General features: G+C 66.2%; 14 protein-coding genes. 4 read left to right on the top strand and 10 right to left on the bottom strand.

The features are described 5' to 3' along the window. Entirely contained in the window at positions 1 to 678 is a 678-nt protein-coding gene (rimM, locus tag C4B30_RS17660) for a ribosome maturation factor RimM (RefSeq protein WP_027783883.1), read from the bottom strand. Positions 679 to 720: 42 nt separating this feature from the next. Then, a complete protein-coding gene (rpsP, locus tag C4B30_RS17655) occupies positions 721 to 975 on the bottom strand; it encodes a 30S ribosomal protein S16 (RefSeq protein ID WP_006476550.1) in 255 nt (84 codons plus the stop codon). A gap of 152 nt (positions 976 to 1,127) precedes the next feature. Between rpsP and C4B30_RS17650 the strand changes: the two genes are divergently transcribed. Both C4B30_RS17650 and C4B30_RS17645 read left to right on the top strand, forming a co-directional pair. Continuing rightward, positions 1,128 to 2,276 (top strand): PQQ-dependent sugar dehydrogenase, encoded by a 1,149-nt coding sequence (locus C4B30_RS17650; protein ID WP_027783882.1) that lies wholly within the window; start codon positions 1,128 to 1,130, stop codon positions 2,274 to 2,276. Between the two features lie 111 nt (positions 2,277 to 2,387). Beyond that, positions 2,388 to 2,855 (top strand): NINE protein, encoded by a 468-nt coding sequence (locus C4B30_RS17645; protein WP_027783881.1) that lies wholly within the window; start codon positions 2,388 to 2,390, stop codon positions 2,853 to 2,855. Between the two features lie 51 nt (positions 2,856 to 2,906). Here the strand turns inward: C4B30_RS17645 and C4B30_RS17640 are convergent, their stop codons facing one another. Then, entirely contained in the window at positions 2,907 to 4,085 is a 1,179-nt protein-coding gene (locus C4B30_RS17640; RefSeq protein ID WP_027783880.1) for a PA0069 family radical SAM protein, read from the bottom strand. An 89-nt stretch (positions 4,086 to 4,174) separates the two neighbouring features. Further along, a complete protein-coding gene (locus C4B30_RS17635) occupies positions 4,175 to 4,663 on the bottom strand; it encodes an Lrp/AsnC ligand binding domain-containing protein (RefSeq protein ID WP_027783879.1) in 489 nt (162 codons plus the stop codon). Positions 4,664 to 4,807: 144 nt separating this feature from the next. Between C4B30_RS17635 and C4B30_RS17630 the strand changes: the two genes are divergently transcribed. Further along, on the top strand, positions 4,808 to 6,094 hold the full coding sequence (locus tag C4B30_RS17630; protein ID WP_027783878.1) for a D-amino acid dehydrogenase: 1,287 nt from the start codon (positions 4,808 to 4,810) through the stop codon (positions 6,092 to 6,094). 320 nt (positions 6,095 to 6,414) lie between these two features. On the opposite strand, the gene C4B30_RS17625 is transcribed toward C4B30_RS17630, so the two are convergent. From C4B30_RS17625 to C4B30_RS17605, 5 genes are all read right to left on the bottom strand, one after another. Next, positions 6,415 to 7,350 carry an electron transfer flavoprotein subunit alpha/FixB family protein gene (locus C4B30_RS17625; RefSeq protein ID WP_027783877.1) on the bottom strand — a complete coding sequence of 312 codons (936 nt, stop codon included), beginning with the start codon at positions 7,348 to 7,350 and terminating at the stop codon, positions 6,415 to 6,417. Between the two features lie 16 nt (positions 7,351 to 7,366). Next, positions 7,367 to 8,116, bottom strand: coding sequence for an electron transfer flavoprotein subunit beta/FixA family protein (locus tag C4B30_RS17620; RefSeq protein ID WP_006496532.1), 750 nt, complete (start codon positions 8,114 to 8,116; stop codon positions 7,367 to 7,369). Between the two features lie 227 nt (positions 8,117 to 8,343). After that, entirely contained in the window at positions 8,344 to 9,138 is a 795-nt protein-coding gene (locus tag C4B30_RS17615; RefSeq protein ID WP_027783876.1) for a MetQ/NlpA family ABC transporter substrate-binding protein, read from the bottom strand. 30 nt (positions 9,139 to 9,168) lie between these two features. Continuing rightward, complete coding sequence (locus C4B30_RS17610; RefSeq protein WP_006486982.1) at positions 9,169 to 9,822, bottom strand: methionine ABC transporter permease; 654 nt, start codon at positions 9,820 to 9,822, stop codon at positions 9,169 to 9,171. Then, positions 9,812 to 10,846, bottom strand: coding sequence for a methionine ABC transporter ATP-binding protein (locus C4B30_RS17605; protein WP_027783875.1), 1,035 nt, complete (start codon positions 10,844 to 10,846; stop codon positions 9,812 to 9,814). The genes C4B30_RS17610 and C4B30_RS17605 overlap by 11 nt, the downstream gene beginning before the upstream one ends. 218 nt (positions 10,847 to 11,064) lie before the next feature. Here C4B30_RS17605 and C4B30_RS17600 point away from each other — a divergent pair, with 218 nt between their 5' ends. Further along, the gene (locus C4B30_RS17600; protein ID WP_027783874.1) at positions 11,065 to 11,970 is read left to right on the top strand and encodes an alpha/beta hydrolase; all 906 of its coding nucleotides are present in this window, start codon (positions 11,065 to 11,067) and stop codon (positions 11,968 to 11,970) included. A 30-nt stretch (positions 11,971 to 12,000) separates the two neighbouring features. On the opposite strand, the gene C4B30_RS17595 is transcribed toward C4B30_RS17600, so the two are convergent. After that, the gene (locus C4B30_RS17595; protein ID WP_027783873.1) at positions 12,001 to 12,924 is read right to left on the bottom strand and encodes a histone deacetylase family protein; all 924 of its coding nucleotides are present in this window, start codon (positions 12,922 to 12,924) and stop codon (positions 12,001 to 12,003) included. Positions 12,925 to 12,967: the final 43 nt, after the last annotated feature.

The raw sequence follows: 12,967 nt of genomic DNA, 5'->3' as shown, positions 1-12,967 counted from the left end.
TCAGTAATCGGCTTCCCAGTCGACGACGATGCGACGCGCCGCCTGATCCACCGTTTTGACGTAGACGCCGACGAACGGAATCAACCGCTCGTCGGTGGTCGGCTGACCGTCTTTGCCGGTTGCCGGATATTCGACACGCATGATCGAATGCACGCCGTTGTCGATCATCCCGCTCACCTTCCCGAGCGCCACCGATTGCTCGTTGACGACTTCGAGACCGATCAGGTCGACCCAATAGAATTCGTCCGCGGCCAGTGCCGGGAAATCTTCCCGGCGCACGAACACGCGAAAGCCGCGCATGGACAGCGCAGCATCGCGGTCGCTGACGCCCGCGGGTTGCGCAACGACAGTGTCGCTGTGCGTCTTCGACTGCATGATGCGGACGGAAAGCCGCTCCGCACCGCGTTCCAGCCACCAGCGACGCGCGTTGAGCAGCGCGTCGCCACCGCGACCGGCATCGGCATGCGTCGCCACCTTGACCCAGCCCTTCAGACCGTAGGCGTCGACCACCGCCCCGACCTCGACGGCATCGTCGGGCCAGGCTTGCGTCGCTTCGGGACTGCCTTGTTCGGCAGCCTGACCGGCGTTCGCGACCGTGTCGCGCTCGACCGGCTTGCGGACGAATGCGCCGAACGACGCACGCCCGCGCCTTGCATTACCGGAATCGTGACCCGCCATCAATGCACCTCACAGCCGGCACGACCGGCACACCGTGCCATGTTAGGCAGCCGGTTGCGCCTTTTGCGCTTCCTTCACGAGACGCTGGACGGTCGGCGACAGTTGCGCGCCAACACCTTGCCAGTACGTCAGGCGATCCTGAGCGATACGCAGCGATTCGCCCTTCGTGGCGACCGGGTTGTAGAAGCCGACGCGCTCGATGAAGCGGCCGTCACGACGGTTGCGCGAATCGGTAGCAACGATGTTGTAGAACGGGCGCTTCTTCGAGCCGCCACGAGCCAGACGGATGATAACCATATGATGTCCTTCGGAAAACCGGGTTCGAAACTACTGAAACACGCGATTATAGCCGGAAACCAGAGGTACAACAAACACTTACGCGTAAAAATCCGCGGACGGCCCGTCCGCCGGGCCTACAATCGTCGTGTCCAGACCTGCTCCCGACCGTCATGCCGCACCTTCACGCCACCCCGATGCGCCGCGTGCAGCGCCAATTGGCGGCGCTGCTTGCCGGCCTTGCCTGCGTCGCCCGGCTTGCGTCCGCGCCGGCGTTTGCCGCGTCGCTGCCGGTGAACGAACTCGTCGTGCCGCCCGGCTTCCATGTGAGCGTGCTGACCGACGCCGTACCGGCCGCACGCGAAATGGCGTGGTCGCCGCGCGGCATCCTGTATGTCGGCACGCGGGAGGGCCGCGTCCATGCGTTCGCGATGCAAGAGGGCCGGATCACCGCGCACCACGTAATCGCGTCCGGGCTCGACATGCCCGTCGGCGTCGCCTATCGCGACGGCGCCCTCTATATATCCGCCGTCTCGCGCATCCTGCGTCTCGACCACATCGACGACCGGCTCGCCAGACCACCCGCGCCCATCATCGTGACCGATGCGCTGCCGACCGACCACCATCACGGCTGGAAATTCATCGCGTTCGGCCCCGACGGCAAACTGTACGTGCCGGTTGGCGCGCCGTGCAACGCCTGCCTCGCCGATCGCGGCCGCTACGCGATCATCGCGCGGATGAACGCCGACGGCGGCGGGCGTGAAGTGGTCGCTCGCGGCATACGCAATACGGTCGGCTTTGCGTGGCACCCTGATTCGGGCGAGCTGTGGTTCACCGACAACGGGCGCGACCTGATGGGCGACGACGTACCCGACGACAAGCTGAACCGCGCGCCGCGCACCGGCCTCGACTTCGGCTTCCCATACTGCCACGGCGGCGATACGCCCGACCCCGAATTCGGCGGCGCCGACGCTTGCCGCCATTATGTGCCGCCCGTCCTGAAACTCGGCGCGCACGTCGCGGCACTCGGGATGCGCTTCTATACCGGGCCGATGTTTCCGGCGCCGTATCGCAATAATGTCTTCATTGCCGAACACGGCTCATGGAATCGCAGCACGAAGGTCGGCTACCGCGTGATGCGCGTGGTCGCATCGGCGGACGGCAGCCACGCACGCCAGACCCCGTTCGTGACCGGCTGGTTGCGGCCCGACGGCACCGTATGGGGACGTCCGGCCGATGTATTGCCGCTGCCGGACGGCTCGCTGCTCGTCAGCGACGATTACGCGGGCGCGATCTACCGCGTGACCTATGCGGCACCTTGACGCAGGCGAGGGGTGACCGGGCCCGACCGGGCATCGTAGAATGCGTGCCGGGCCGCGCGCCCGCGCCGGCCTGCCGGCCCCGCCCATGCCAACGACGATACGCCGCCATCCATGTCCAGCAGCACCGCATCGCCCCGCCGCTTCCGCTCCAAGACGCTCACCGCCGCCCTCGCGTTCCTGCTCGGATCGCTCGGCGCGCACCGCTTCTATCTGTACGGTTTTCGCGACGTGTACGGCTGGGCCCACCTGCTCGCGACGATCGTCGGCATCCCGGGCTTCCTCCTGCTCGCCGCAACCCAGCGCAGCGCCGGCCTCGGCTGGTGGCTCGCGCTCCCCGGCGCCATCTCGCTGCTGGCGGCGTTCCTCGCCGCACTCGTCTACGGGCTGCGCCCCGACGAAAAATGGGATGCGCAATTCAACGCGGACACCGGCAAGCACAGCCAGTCGGGCTGGACCGTGATCTTCGTCGTGATCTTCTCGCTGCTGATCGGCGCGTTCCTGTTGATGACCGCACTCGCGCTGTCGTTCCAGACGTACTTCGAATCGCAGGTCGAGGCAGCCAAGCAGATTTCGCAGTAAGCACGACCCATACGGTCGATACGGCATACCGGCGACTGCATGGCTCGCCGGTCAGAACAGGTTCAACTGCATGTCGTCGCGCGGCTTCGCGCCGGCGGCACGAACCGCAACACGCGGCGCCGGCACCGCAGCGGCAGGCGCACCGCTGAACCGCGACAGATCGAGGATGCCGTTCGTGCGTTCGTTCAACCCGAGCCGCTTGACGGCCTGACGGAAGCGCTGCCGCAACAGGTCGGCCCAGATCCCCTCGCCCTTCATCCGTTTCGAGAAATCCGAGTCGTAATCCTTGCCGCCGCGCATGTCGCGCACGCGGTTCATCACGCGCTCCGCACGGTCGGGAAAATGCGCGGCAAGCCAGTGCTTGAACAACGGTGCGACCTCCCACGGCAACCTCAGGATGATGTAGCTCGCGTGCGTCGCCCCGGCTTCCGCGCAGGCCTCCAGCACGCGCTCCATGTCGGGCTCGGTCACGAACGGAATCACCGGTGCAATGCTCACGCCGACCGGCACGCCCGCATCCCGCAGCGCGCGGATCGTGCGCAACCGCCGCGCCGGCGTGGCCGCACGCGGCTCGAGCGTGCGCGCGAGCTCGGCATCGAGCGTCGTGATCGTGACCGCCGCCATCACCTGCCCGCGTTCGGCCATCGGCGCGAGCAGGTCGAGATCGCGCTCGATCAGCGACGATTTCGTGATCGCCGCGAACGGCAGCCCGCGATCGTGCATCACCTGGATCACGCTGCGCGTAATGCGCAGGTCGCGCTCGACCGGCTGGTACGCGTCGGTATTGACGCCGAGCGCGATCGGCTCCGGCACGTAGCGCTTGCGCGAAATCTCGCGCTCGAGCAGTTCGGCTGCGTTCACCTTCGCGTAGATGCGGCTTTCGAAATCGAGCCCCGGCGACAGCCCGAGGTAGCTGTGCGTCGGCCGCGCGAAGCAGTAGATGCAACCGTGCTCGCAGCCGCGATACGGATTGAGCGACACGCTGAACGGAATATCGGGCGACTGATTGTGCGTCAGGATGCTCTTTGCCCGCTCCTCGAAGACCTGCGTACGCAGCGGCGCCGGGAAATCGGCATCGTCGGACTCGTGCGTCCAGCCGTCGTCCACCGCTTCGCGCTGCGCGAGTTCATACCGCCCCTGCAGATTGTCGACCGCGCCGCGCCCCTTGCGGGGCACGGGCGGCGCTACCGGAAATTCGTTGTCGGACCGATCGTCCATGTGCCCACCCATTCGCCTGCACCCAATACTGTACATTTATACAGTATTGGGTGCAGCATGCCAAGGGCGGGATAAAGGGCCCGACAACGGGCGCCGGCGCGTCAGTCGCCGACGGCGATCGTCAGCGTTTCCTTGATTTCTTCCATCACGACATAGCTCTTCGACTGCACGGCGCCGGGCAACTGCAGCAGGATGTCGCCGAGCAGCTTCCGGTAGTCGGCCATCTCGCCGATCCGCGCCTTGATCAGGTAGTCGAAATCGCCGGAGACGAGATGGCATTCGAGCACCTCGTCGATCTTCATCACTTCCCGGCGGAATTGCTCGAACATGTTGCCGCCCTTGTGGCCGAGCGTGATCTCGACGAACACCAGCAGCGCGGCCCCCAATTGCCCCGGGTCGACCCGCGCGTGATAGCCGGTGATCACGCCGTCGCGCTCCATGCGCCGCACGCGCTCGATGCACGGCGTGACAGTCAGCCCGACCTGTTCCGCGAGGTCCTTCATCGCCATCCGGCCGTCGTCCTGGAGCAGTTTCAGGATGCGCCGGTCGAGCTTGTCGAGCGAGCGTACTGGCTGACGTTGCGTTCTCATTTGTTTATGCTGAAAACCAGAAAAATACGATAACAAAAACTGCACATTCGACAATACCATAGCTCAAAAAACTAGATCAGCTAGAGGTTACACGGAGCCGCGGGTGCGCCGGCCTCGACCTGGTCCCTTCCATCTGGAGCAGCTATGCGAGTCGTCATTCTGGGCAGCGGTGTAGTGGGCGTGGCAAGCGCGTATTACCTTGCGCGCGCCGGCCATGAAGTCACTGTGATCGACCGGGAAGCCGGCCCGGCGCAGGAGACGAGCTTCGCGAACGCAGGCCAGATCTCGCCCGGCTATGCCGCGCCGTGGGCCGCGCCCGGCGTGCCGCTGAAGGCCGTCAAGTGGATGTTCGAAAAGCACGCGCCGCTCGCGATTCGCCTCGACGGCACGCGCTTCCAGCTCCAGTGGATGTATCAGATGCTGCGCAACTGCACGGCCGAGCGCTATGCGATCAACAAGGGCCGCATGGTCCGTCTCGCCGAATACAGCCGCGACTGCCTGCAGGCGCTGCGTGCCGATACCGGCATCCAGTACGAAGGCCGCACGGGCGGCACGCTGCAACTGTTCCGCACGCAGCAGCAGCTCGACGGCGCGGCGAAGGACATCGCCGTGCTGCGGGAAGCGAACGTGCCGTTCGAACTGCTGTCGCCGGCCGAACTGAAAAATGCCGAACCGGCGCTCGCCGCCGTCTCGCACAAGCTGACGGGCGGCCTGCGCCTGCCGGGCGACGAAACGGGCGATTGCCAGCTGTTCACGACGCGCCTCGCCGCGCTTGCCGAATCGCTCGGCGTCAAGTTCCGCTACAACACGCCGATCGATGCGCTCGCGATCGCGGGCGGCAAGATCGCCGGCGTGCAGTGCGGCAGCGAGACGGTGCGTGCCGACGCGTACGTCGTCGCGCTCGGCTCGTACTCGACCGGCTTCATCTCGAACCTGATGAAGATTCCCGTCTATCCGCTCAAGGGCTATTCGATCACCGCGCCGATCGTCAACGAAGCCGCCGCGCCCGTGTCGACCGTGCTCGACGAGACCTACAAGATCGCGATCACGCGCTTCGACCAGCGCATCCGCGTCGGCGGCATGGCGGAAATCGTCGGTTTCGACAAGAAGCTGCGCGCGGCGCGTCGCGAAACGCTCGAGATGTGCGTGAACGATCTGTTCCCGGGCGGCGGCGACACGTCGAAGGCCACGTTCTGGACGGGCCTGCGCCCGATGACGCCGGACGGCACGCCGATCGTCGGCCGCACGCCGGTGTCGAACCTGTTCCTGAACACCGGCCACGGCACGCTCGGCTGGACGATGTCGTGCGGCTCGGGCCAACTGCTCGCGGATCTGATCTCGGGCAAGATGCCCGCGATCCAGGCCGACGACCTGTCGGTGCATCGTTACCTGAAGGACGTGCCCGGCCAGACGCGCCCGGCATACGCGTAAATGGGAGCGGCCCGCAGCGATGCGGGCCGCTTGCATCAGCGAGAAAGGCGCCCGAGGGCGCCTTTCTCGTTTCGGCGACTGCGACTGCGAGTGTCGACTCGGCTGGAGGCTTCAGTCGACGTGCGCGTCCTGTCGTCGCGCGGCGGTCAAAATCGACGTTCCTAGTCGTGCATGCGCGACGATACGTTTCGCACGGCACGGTACGATCCGGCCTCTTCCAGACGAACGACGCTCGCTCCTCTTCCGCGACGACACAACAAAAAAGGGGCGCTCGTCGCGCCCCTCTTCTCGTGTGCTTACCGCTGAAGCGTCACGCCGCGTCAGCCGAGCTCGGTCACGAGTTCCGGCACGAGCGCGAACAGGTCGCCGACGAGGCCGTAATCGGCCACGCTGAAGATCGGCGCTTCCGGATCCTTGTTGATCGCGACGATCACCTTCGAATCCTTCATGCCGGCCAGATGCTGGATCGCACCCGAGATGCCGACCGCGATGTACAGCTGCGGCGCGACGATCTTGCCGGTCTGGCCGACCTGGTAGTCGTTCGGCACGTAGCCGGCGTCGACTGCCGCGCGCGATGCGCCGAGCGCCGCCGACAGCTTGTCCGCCAGCGGCTCCAGCACCTTCGTGTAGTTCTCGCCGCTACCCAGACCGCGGCCGCCCGACACGATGATCTTCGCGCTGGTCAGCTCCGGACGGTCCAGCTTCGTCACCTCGCGGCTCACGAACTGCGACTTGCCTGCGTCGGCTGCCGCTTCGATCTTCTCGACCGCCGCGCTGCCGCCTTCGGCCGCAACCGGATCGAAGCCCGTCGCACGCACCGTGATGACCTTGATCGGGTCGCTCGACTGCACCGTCGCGATCGCGTTGCCCGCGTAGATCGGGCGCTCGAACGTGTCGGCCGAATCGACCGCCGTGATGTCCGAAATCTGCGCGACGTCCAGCTTCGCGGCGATACGCGGCGCGATGTTCTTGCCGTACGCGGTGGCCGGCGCGAGGATGTGCGAGTAATCCTTCGCGATGTTCAGCGCGGTCGCCTCGACGTTTTCCGCCAGGCCTTCGGCCAGTTGCGGCGCGTCGGCCAGCAGCACCTTCGACACACCCGCGATCTTCGCTGCCGCGTCGGCCGCCGCTTGCGCGTTGTGGCCCGCGACCAGCACGTGGATGTCGCCGCCAATCTTCGCAGCCGCCGCCACCGTGTTCAGCGTCGCGGCCTTGACCGACGCGTTGTCGTGTTCTGCAATCACCAGAATCGTCATTTCTTTGCGCTCCTTCTTACAGCACCTTGGCTTCGGTCTTCAGCTTCTCGACCAGCGTCTTCACGTCCGGCACCTTCACACCGGCCGCGCGCTTCGGCGGCTCGACCACCTTCAGCGTCTTCAGACGCGGCGCGACGTCCACGCCGAGGTCTTCCGGCTTCACGGTTTCCAGCGGCTTCTTCTTCGCCTTCATGATGTTCGGCAGCGTCACGTAGCGCGGCTCGTTCAGGCGCAGGTCGGTCGTGACCACCGCCGGCAGCGTCAGCGACAGCGTTTCCGCGCCGCCGTCGACTTCACGCGCAACGGTTGCCTTGCCGTCGGCCACCGTCACCTTCGACGCGAACGTCGCTTGCGGCAGACCGGCCAGCGCGGCCAGCATCTGGCCCGTCTGGTTCGAATCGTCGTCGATCGCCTGCTTGCCGAGGATCACCAGTTGCGGCTGCTCCTTGTCGACCAGCGCCTTCAGGATCTTCGCGACGGCCAGCGGCTCGACGCTGTCGTTCGACTCGACGAGGATCGCGCGGTCCGCGCCGATCGCCAGCGCCGTGCGCAGCGTTTCCTGCGCTTGCGTGACGCCCACCGACACCGCGATCACTTCGGTCGCGACGCCTGCTTCCTTCAGCCGCACGGCTTCTTCCACCGCGATTTCGTCGAACGGGTTCATCGACATCTTCACGTTCGCGATGTCGACGCCCGTGTTGTCCGACTTCACGCGGACCTTCACGTTGTAATCGACCACTCTTTTCACTGGCACCAGGATTTTCATGCACACGCTCCAAAGTTACGAATACGACCAGAGGCCATTTTATAGTGAGGCCTCGTGACTGCGCGGCCAGGCGGACCCAACCATCATGGTTGTCGAGGATACCGCTTCTTGGCGACGCGCCAATGATAGCGAACGGTCGTTCTATTTTAAAAGAGAAAAAACCCGGACGCAAAGCCCGGGTTTTCGATCATCGACTCTAATCCCGCCGGGCGTCCGTGCTGCGCCCGTTACCAGGCAGCAATGACCGCGCCGCCGAACTTGCCTTCGATGAACTGCTTCACGTCGGCCGAGTGATACGCGGCAATCAGCTTGGCGACCCACGGCTTGTTCCGGTCCGCTTCGCGGATCGCGAGGATGTTCGCGTACGGGCCGTTCGGGCCCTCGATCGCGATCGCGTCCTGCTTCGGTTTCAACCCCGCTTCCATCGCGTAGTTGGTATTGATCGCGGCCGCGTCGACGTCGCCGAGCGAGCGCGGGATCTGCGCCGCGTCGAGCTCGACGATCTTCAGCTTGCGCGGATTGTCGACGATATCGAGCGGCGTCGCCTTCAGCCCCGCGTCTGCGCGCAGTTTCAGCAGCTCCTGCTTCTGCAGCAACAGCAGCGCGCGGCCGCCGTTGGTCGGATCGTTCGGCACCGCGACGCGCGCGCCCGGCTTCAGTTCGGCGAGCGACTTCAGGCGCTTCGAATAGATGCCCATCGGGAACGTGACGGTGTCCGCGACCTTGATCAGCTTGTAGCCGCGATCCTTCACCTGCGCCTGCAGATACGGATCGTGCTGGTAGCTGTTCGCGTCGAGGTCGCCCGACGCGAGCGCGGCGTTCGGCTGCACGTAATCGGAGAATTCGACGATGCGAATCTCCAGGCCGTTCTTCGCCGCGACCTTCTTCACCACTTCCATGATCTGCGCGTGCGGGCCGCCCGTCACACCCACCTTGATGGTTTCGGCCTGGGCATGCGCGCCCGCGAACAGCGCGGCCGCACCCAGCGCCGCCGCAAACTTCAGCATGAAGCGTCGTTGCATCGTGTCTTCCCCTGTCGAATCGGTTTGGTCTTATTTGTGGCTCAGCCGGCGCACCAGCCAGTCGCCGAACGATTGCACGATCTGCACGAACACGATCAGGATCGCGACGACCGTCCACATCACTTCCGGCAGATAGCGCTGGTAGCCGTAGCGGATCCCGAGATCGCCGAGCCCGCCGCCGCCGATCGCGCCCGCCATCGCCGAATAACCGACCAGCGACACGAACGTGATCGTCAGGCCCGCGACGACGCCCGGCAGCGATTCGGGCAACAGCACCTTGAATACGATCTGCGACGTGGTCGCGCCCATCGACTGCGCGGCCTCGATCAGCCCGCGGTCGACCTCGCGCAGCGCCGTTTCGACGAGACGTGCGATGAACGGCGCGGCCGCGAGCGTCAGCGGCACGACCGCCGCGGCCGTGCCGATCGACGAACCGGTGACGAGCCGCGTGAACGGAATCACCGCGACCAGCAGGATGATGAACGGCGTCGAGCGGACCGCGTTCACGATGCCGCCGAGCACGCGATTCACCGCCAGGTTCTGCAGCACGCCCTGGCGGTCGGTCAGGTAGAGCAGCACGCCGAGCGGCAGGCCGACGAGCGCGCCGACCGCCCCGGAGATGCCGACCATGATCAGCGTCTCCCAGAACGACTGCACGAACATATCGAACATCTCACTCAACATACGAAAGCTCCTCTACCACCACACCTTGCTCGCGCAGGAACGCGAGCGCCTGCCCGACCTTGCCCGGCTCGCCGCCCGCGAGCACCGCGAGCGAACCGAATGCCTGCCCCTGGATCTCGTCGATCTGGCCGTGCAGGATGTTGAAATCGAGTTCGTACCGGCGGATCGTCTCCGACAGGATCGGCTGGTCGACACCCGAGCCCGTGAACGCGAGCCGCAGCAGATGCCCGCTGCCCGTCTTCAGCCGCTCGGCCACGCGCGCCTTCATGGCAGGCGGCAGTTCCTGCGCGATCACGTCGCCGATCAGCGCGCGCGTCACTTCGTGATGCGGCTGCAGGAATACGTCGATCACGCGGCCTTCCTCGACCACGCGCCCCGCGTCGAGCACCGCGACGCGATCGCAGACCTGCTTGATCACTTCCATCTGGTGCGTGATCAGCACGATCGTCAGGCCGAGCTCGCGGTTGATGCGCTTCAGCAGATCGAGGATCGAACGCGTGGTTTCGGGATCGAGCGCGGACGTCGCTTCGTCCGACAGCAGCACCTTCGGCTGGCTCGCCAGCGCGCGGGCGATGCCGACGCGCTGCTTCTGGCCACCGCTGATCTGCGCCGGATAGCGATCCTTCTGCGCGGACAGCCCGACCAGGTCGAGCAGCGGCAACACGGCGGCCTCGATCTCGGCACGGCTCGCGCCGGCCAGCTCGAGCGGCAGCGCGACGTTGTCGAACACCGTGCGCGACGACAGCAGGTTGAAGTGCTGGAAGATCATGCCGATCTCGCGGCGTGCCTCGCGCAGCGCACCGGCCGACAGCAGCATCAGATCGCGCCCGCCGACGACGACGTTGCCTTCGGTCGGCCGCGTGAGCAGGTTGATGGTGCGCACGAGCGTGCTCTTGCCGGCGCCGCTTCGGCCGATGATGCCGAACACCTCGCCTTGCGGGATCGTCAGGTTGACGTTGCGCAACGCTTCGACCCAGCCGCCCGGGCCGGGGAAACGCTGCGAAAGATTGCGTAATTCGATCATGTAAACAAAACGGCGGCCGGCCGGCGAGTTGGCCCGCCAGTCGGCCGCCGATGCATCTGGAATAGCCGGCGATTTTACCGCAAACCCCTCATTCCCCTTAATAATCGATTTCGATCTTTTCATAACCAGACGAAATTAGAGGAGCGCCGCTTCGCCCGCGCGGGAAGGCCGCGACTATGATCGGGAACACACTTGCCAACGAACCGGAGACACGCCCGATGAGCGCCACCACCACGCCGGCCGCCGTACCCGCCGCCACCGCCGGATCGGCGCCGCACATGGGCCGGCTGCGTACCGCGGACGGGCTCGAACTGGCGTCGTACCGCTGGCCGGCCGGCGACGGCAGCGCGCCGCCGCGCGCGACGATCGCGCTGGTGCACGGCCTCGCCGAACACGCGGGCCGCTATGCCGCGCTCGCCGGTCGGCTGAACGCAGCCGGCGTCGACGTGCTTGCGATCGATCTGCGCGGGCATGGCCAGTCGCCCGGCAAACGCGTATGGGTCGAGCGTTTCGACGGCTACCTGAACGATGCGGATGCACTGGTCGCCGAAGCCGCGCGCGGCGATGCGCCGCTGTTCCTGATGGGGCACAGCATGGGCGGCGCGGTCGCGGCGCTCTATGCGATCGAGCGTGCACCGGCTCGCGGCCACGCACTGGCCGGCCTCGTGCTGTCGAGCCCGGCGCTTGCACCGGGGCGCGACGTGCCGCGCTGGATGCTTGCGGTCAGCCGCCTCATCAGCCGTGCGTGGCCCACTTTCCCCGCGATCAAGATCGATGCGGCCCTGCTGTCGCGCGATCCGGCCGTCGTCGCGGCCAATCGCGCCGACCCGCTCGTGCATCACGGCGCCGTGCCCGCACGCACTGGCGCGGAAATCCTCGATGCGATGGCGCGCATCGAGAACGGCCGCGGCGCGCTACGCGTGCCGGTGCTCGTCTATCACGGCACCGAGGACGAGCTGACCGAACCCGATGGCAGCCGCGCGTTCGGCGCGCGTGTGGGCTCGCCCGATCGTACGCTGACGCTGTACGAAGGCGGCTTCCATGAAACGATGAACGATCTCGAACGCGACCGCGTGATCGACGCGCTGATCGCCTGGATTCATGCGCGCGTGCCGGCGCGTTGAGCGCGCCCGGCCCGGCCGGTCAAGCGGAAATCAGATACCGGCCAGCACGCGCAGGTGCGCGACGACGCTGCGCCCGAGCGCGGACAGGTTGTAGCCGCCCTCGAGGCAGCTGACGATACGGCCCAGCGCATGCCGGCGCGCCACGTCGACGATCCGCGCGGTCAGCCATTCGAAGTCGGCTTCGACGAGGCCGAGATTGCCGATGTCGTCCTCGCGATGCGCATCGAAGCCGGCCGACACGAACAGCATCTGCGGCTTGAACGCGTCGAGGCGCGGCAGCCAGAACATGTCGACGGCTTCGCGGATCGCCATGCCGTTGCTGCGTGCCGGCATCGGCAGATTGACCATGTTCGGCGCCTGATGATCGACGCCCGAGAACGGATACAGCGGATGCTGGAAGAAGCTGCACATCAGCACGCGCTCGTCATTCGCGAACGCCGCCTCGGTGCCGTTGCCGTGATGCACGTCGAAATCGATGATCGCGACACGCTCGATGCCATGCACGTCGAGCGCGTGCCGTGCGGCGATCGCGACGTTGTTGAAGAAGCAGAAGCCCATCGCGCGCGCAGGCTCCGCATGGTGGCCGGGCGGACGGACGCCGCAGAACGCATTCGCATAGCGGCCTTCGATCACCGCGTCGGTCGCCGCGATCGCGGCGCCGGCCGCACGCAGTGCCGCGCGCCACGTGTCGCGATTCATCAGCGTGTCGGGATCGATCTCGACGTAACCGTCGACCGGCGTCATGCTCCGGATGTAGTCGATGTGCGCCTGCGTGTGCACACGGCCCAGCGCGACCTCGCTCGCGAACGGCGCGGTTTCGTGCACGATCAGGTCGTCGATGCGGCTCGCAATCAGTTGATCCTGGATCGCCGACAGGCGCGCCGGACATTCCGGATGCCATTCCCCCATCTCGTGCAGCATGCAGTCGGGGTGCGTATAGAAAGCGGTTGCCATAAGCTGTCATCCGCGGCGCACGGTGCGTCGCAGGTCTCCCTCA

This window comes from Burkholderia sp. BE12 (genome assembly GCF_002959955.1).
Taxonomy (GTDB): domain Bacteria; phylum Pseudomonadota; class Gammaproteobacteria; order Burkholderiales; family Burkholderiaceae; genus Burkholderia.
Note: the sequence above shows the minus strand (reverse complement) of the source record. Positions and strands in the feature narration are given on the sequence as shown.

What these genes read in the sequence shown, in the direction of transcription:
- C4B30_RS17615 (WP_027783876.1), bottom strand. Translation starts at nt 9,138, where the DNA reads ATGCAACGACGCTTCATGCTGAAGTTTGCGGCGGCGCTGGGTGCGGCC.
- C4B30_RS17605 (WP_027783875.1), bottom strand. Translation starts at nt 10,846, where the DNA reads ATGATCGAATTACGCAATCTTTCGCAGCGTTTCCCCGGCCCGGGCGGC.
- C4B30_RS17620 (WP_006496532.1), bottom strand. Translation starts at nt 8,116, where the DNA reads ATGAAAATCCTGGTGCCAGTGAAAAGAGTGGTCGATTACAACGTGAAG.
- C4B30_RS17600 (WP_027783874.1), top strand. Translation starts at nt 11,065, where the DNA reads ATGAGCGCCACCACCACGCCGGCCGCCGTACCCGCCGCCACCGCCGGA.
- C4B30_RS17630 (WP_027783878.1), top strand. Translation starts at nt 4,808, where the DNA reads ATGCGAGTCGTCATTCTGGGCAGCGGTGTAGTGGGCGTGGCAAGCGCG.
- C4B30_RS17595 (WP_027783873.1), bottom strand. Translation starts at nt 12,924, where the DNA reads ATGGCAACCGCTTTCTATACGCACCCCGACTGCATGCTGCACGAGATG.
- C4B30_RS17610 (WP_006486982.1), bottom strand. Translation starts at nt 9,822, where the DNA reads ATGTTGAGTGAGATGTTCGATATGTTCGTGCAGTCGTTCTGGGAGACG.
- C4B30_RS17635 (WP_027783879.1), bottom strand. Translation starts at nt 4,663, where the DNA reads ATGAGAACGCAACGTCAGCCAGTACGCTCGCTCGACAAGCTCGACCGG.
- C4B30_RS17645 (WP_027783881.1), top strand. Translation starts at nt 2,388, where the DNA reads ATGTCCAGCAGCACCGCATCGCCCCGCCGCTTCCGCTCCAAGACGCTC.
- C4B30_RS17640 (WP_027783880.1), bottom strand. Translation starts at nt 4,085, where the DNA reads ATGGGTGGGCACATGGACGATCGGTCCGACAACGAATTTCCGGTAGCG.
- C4B30_RS17650 (WP_027783882.1), top strand. Translation starts at nt 1,128, where the DNA reads ATGCCGCACCTTCACGCCACCCCGATGCGCCGCGTGCAGCGCCAATTG.
- C4B30_RS17625 (WP_027783877.1), bottom strand. Translation starts at nt 7,350, where the DNA reads ATGACGATTCTGGTGATTGCAGAACACGACAACGCGTCGGTCAAGGCC.
- rpsP (WP_006476550.1), bottom strand. Translation starts at nt 975, where the DNA reads ATGGTTATCATCCGTCTGGCTCGTGGCGGCTCGAAGAAGCGCCCGTTC.
- rimM (WP_027783883.1), bottom strand. Translation starts at nt 678, where the DNA reads ATGGCGGGTCACGATTCCGGTAATGCAAGGCGCGGGCGTGCGTCGTTC.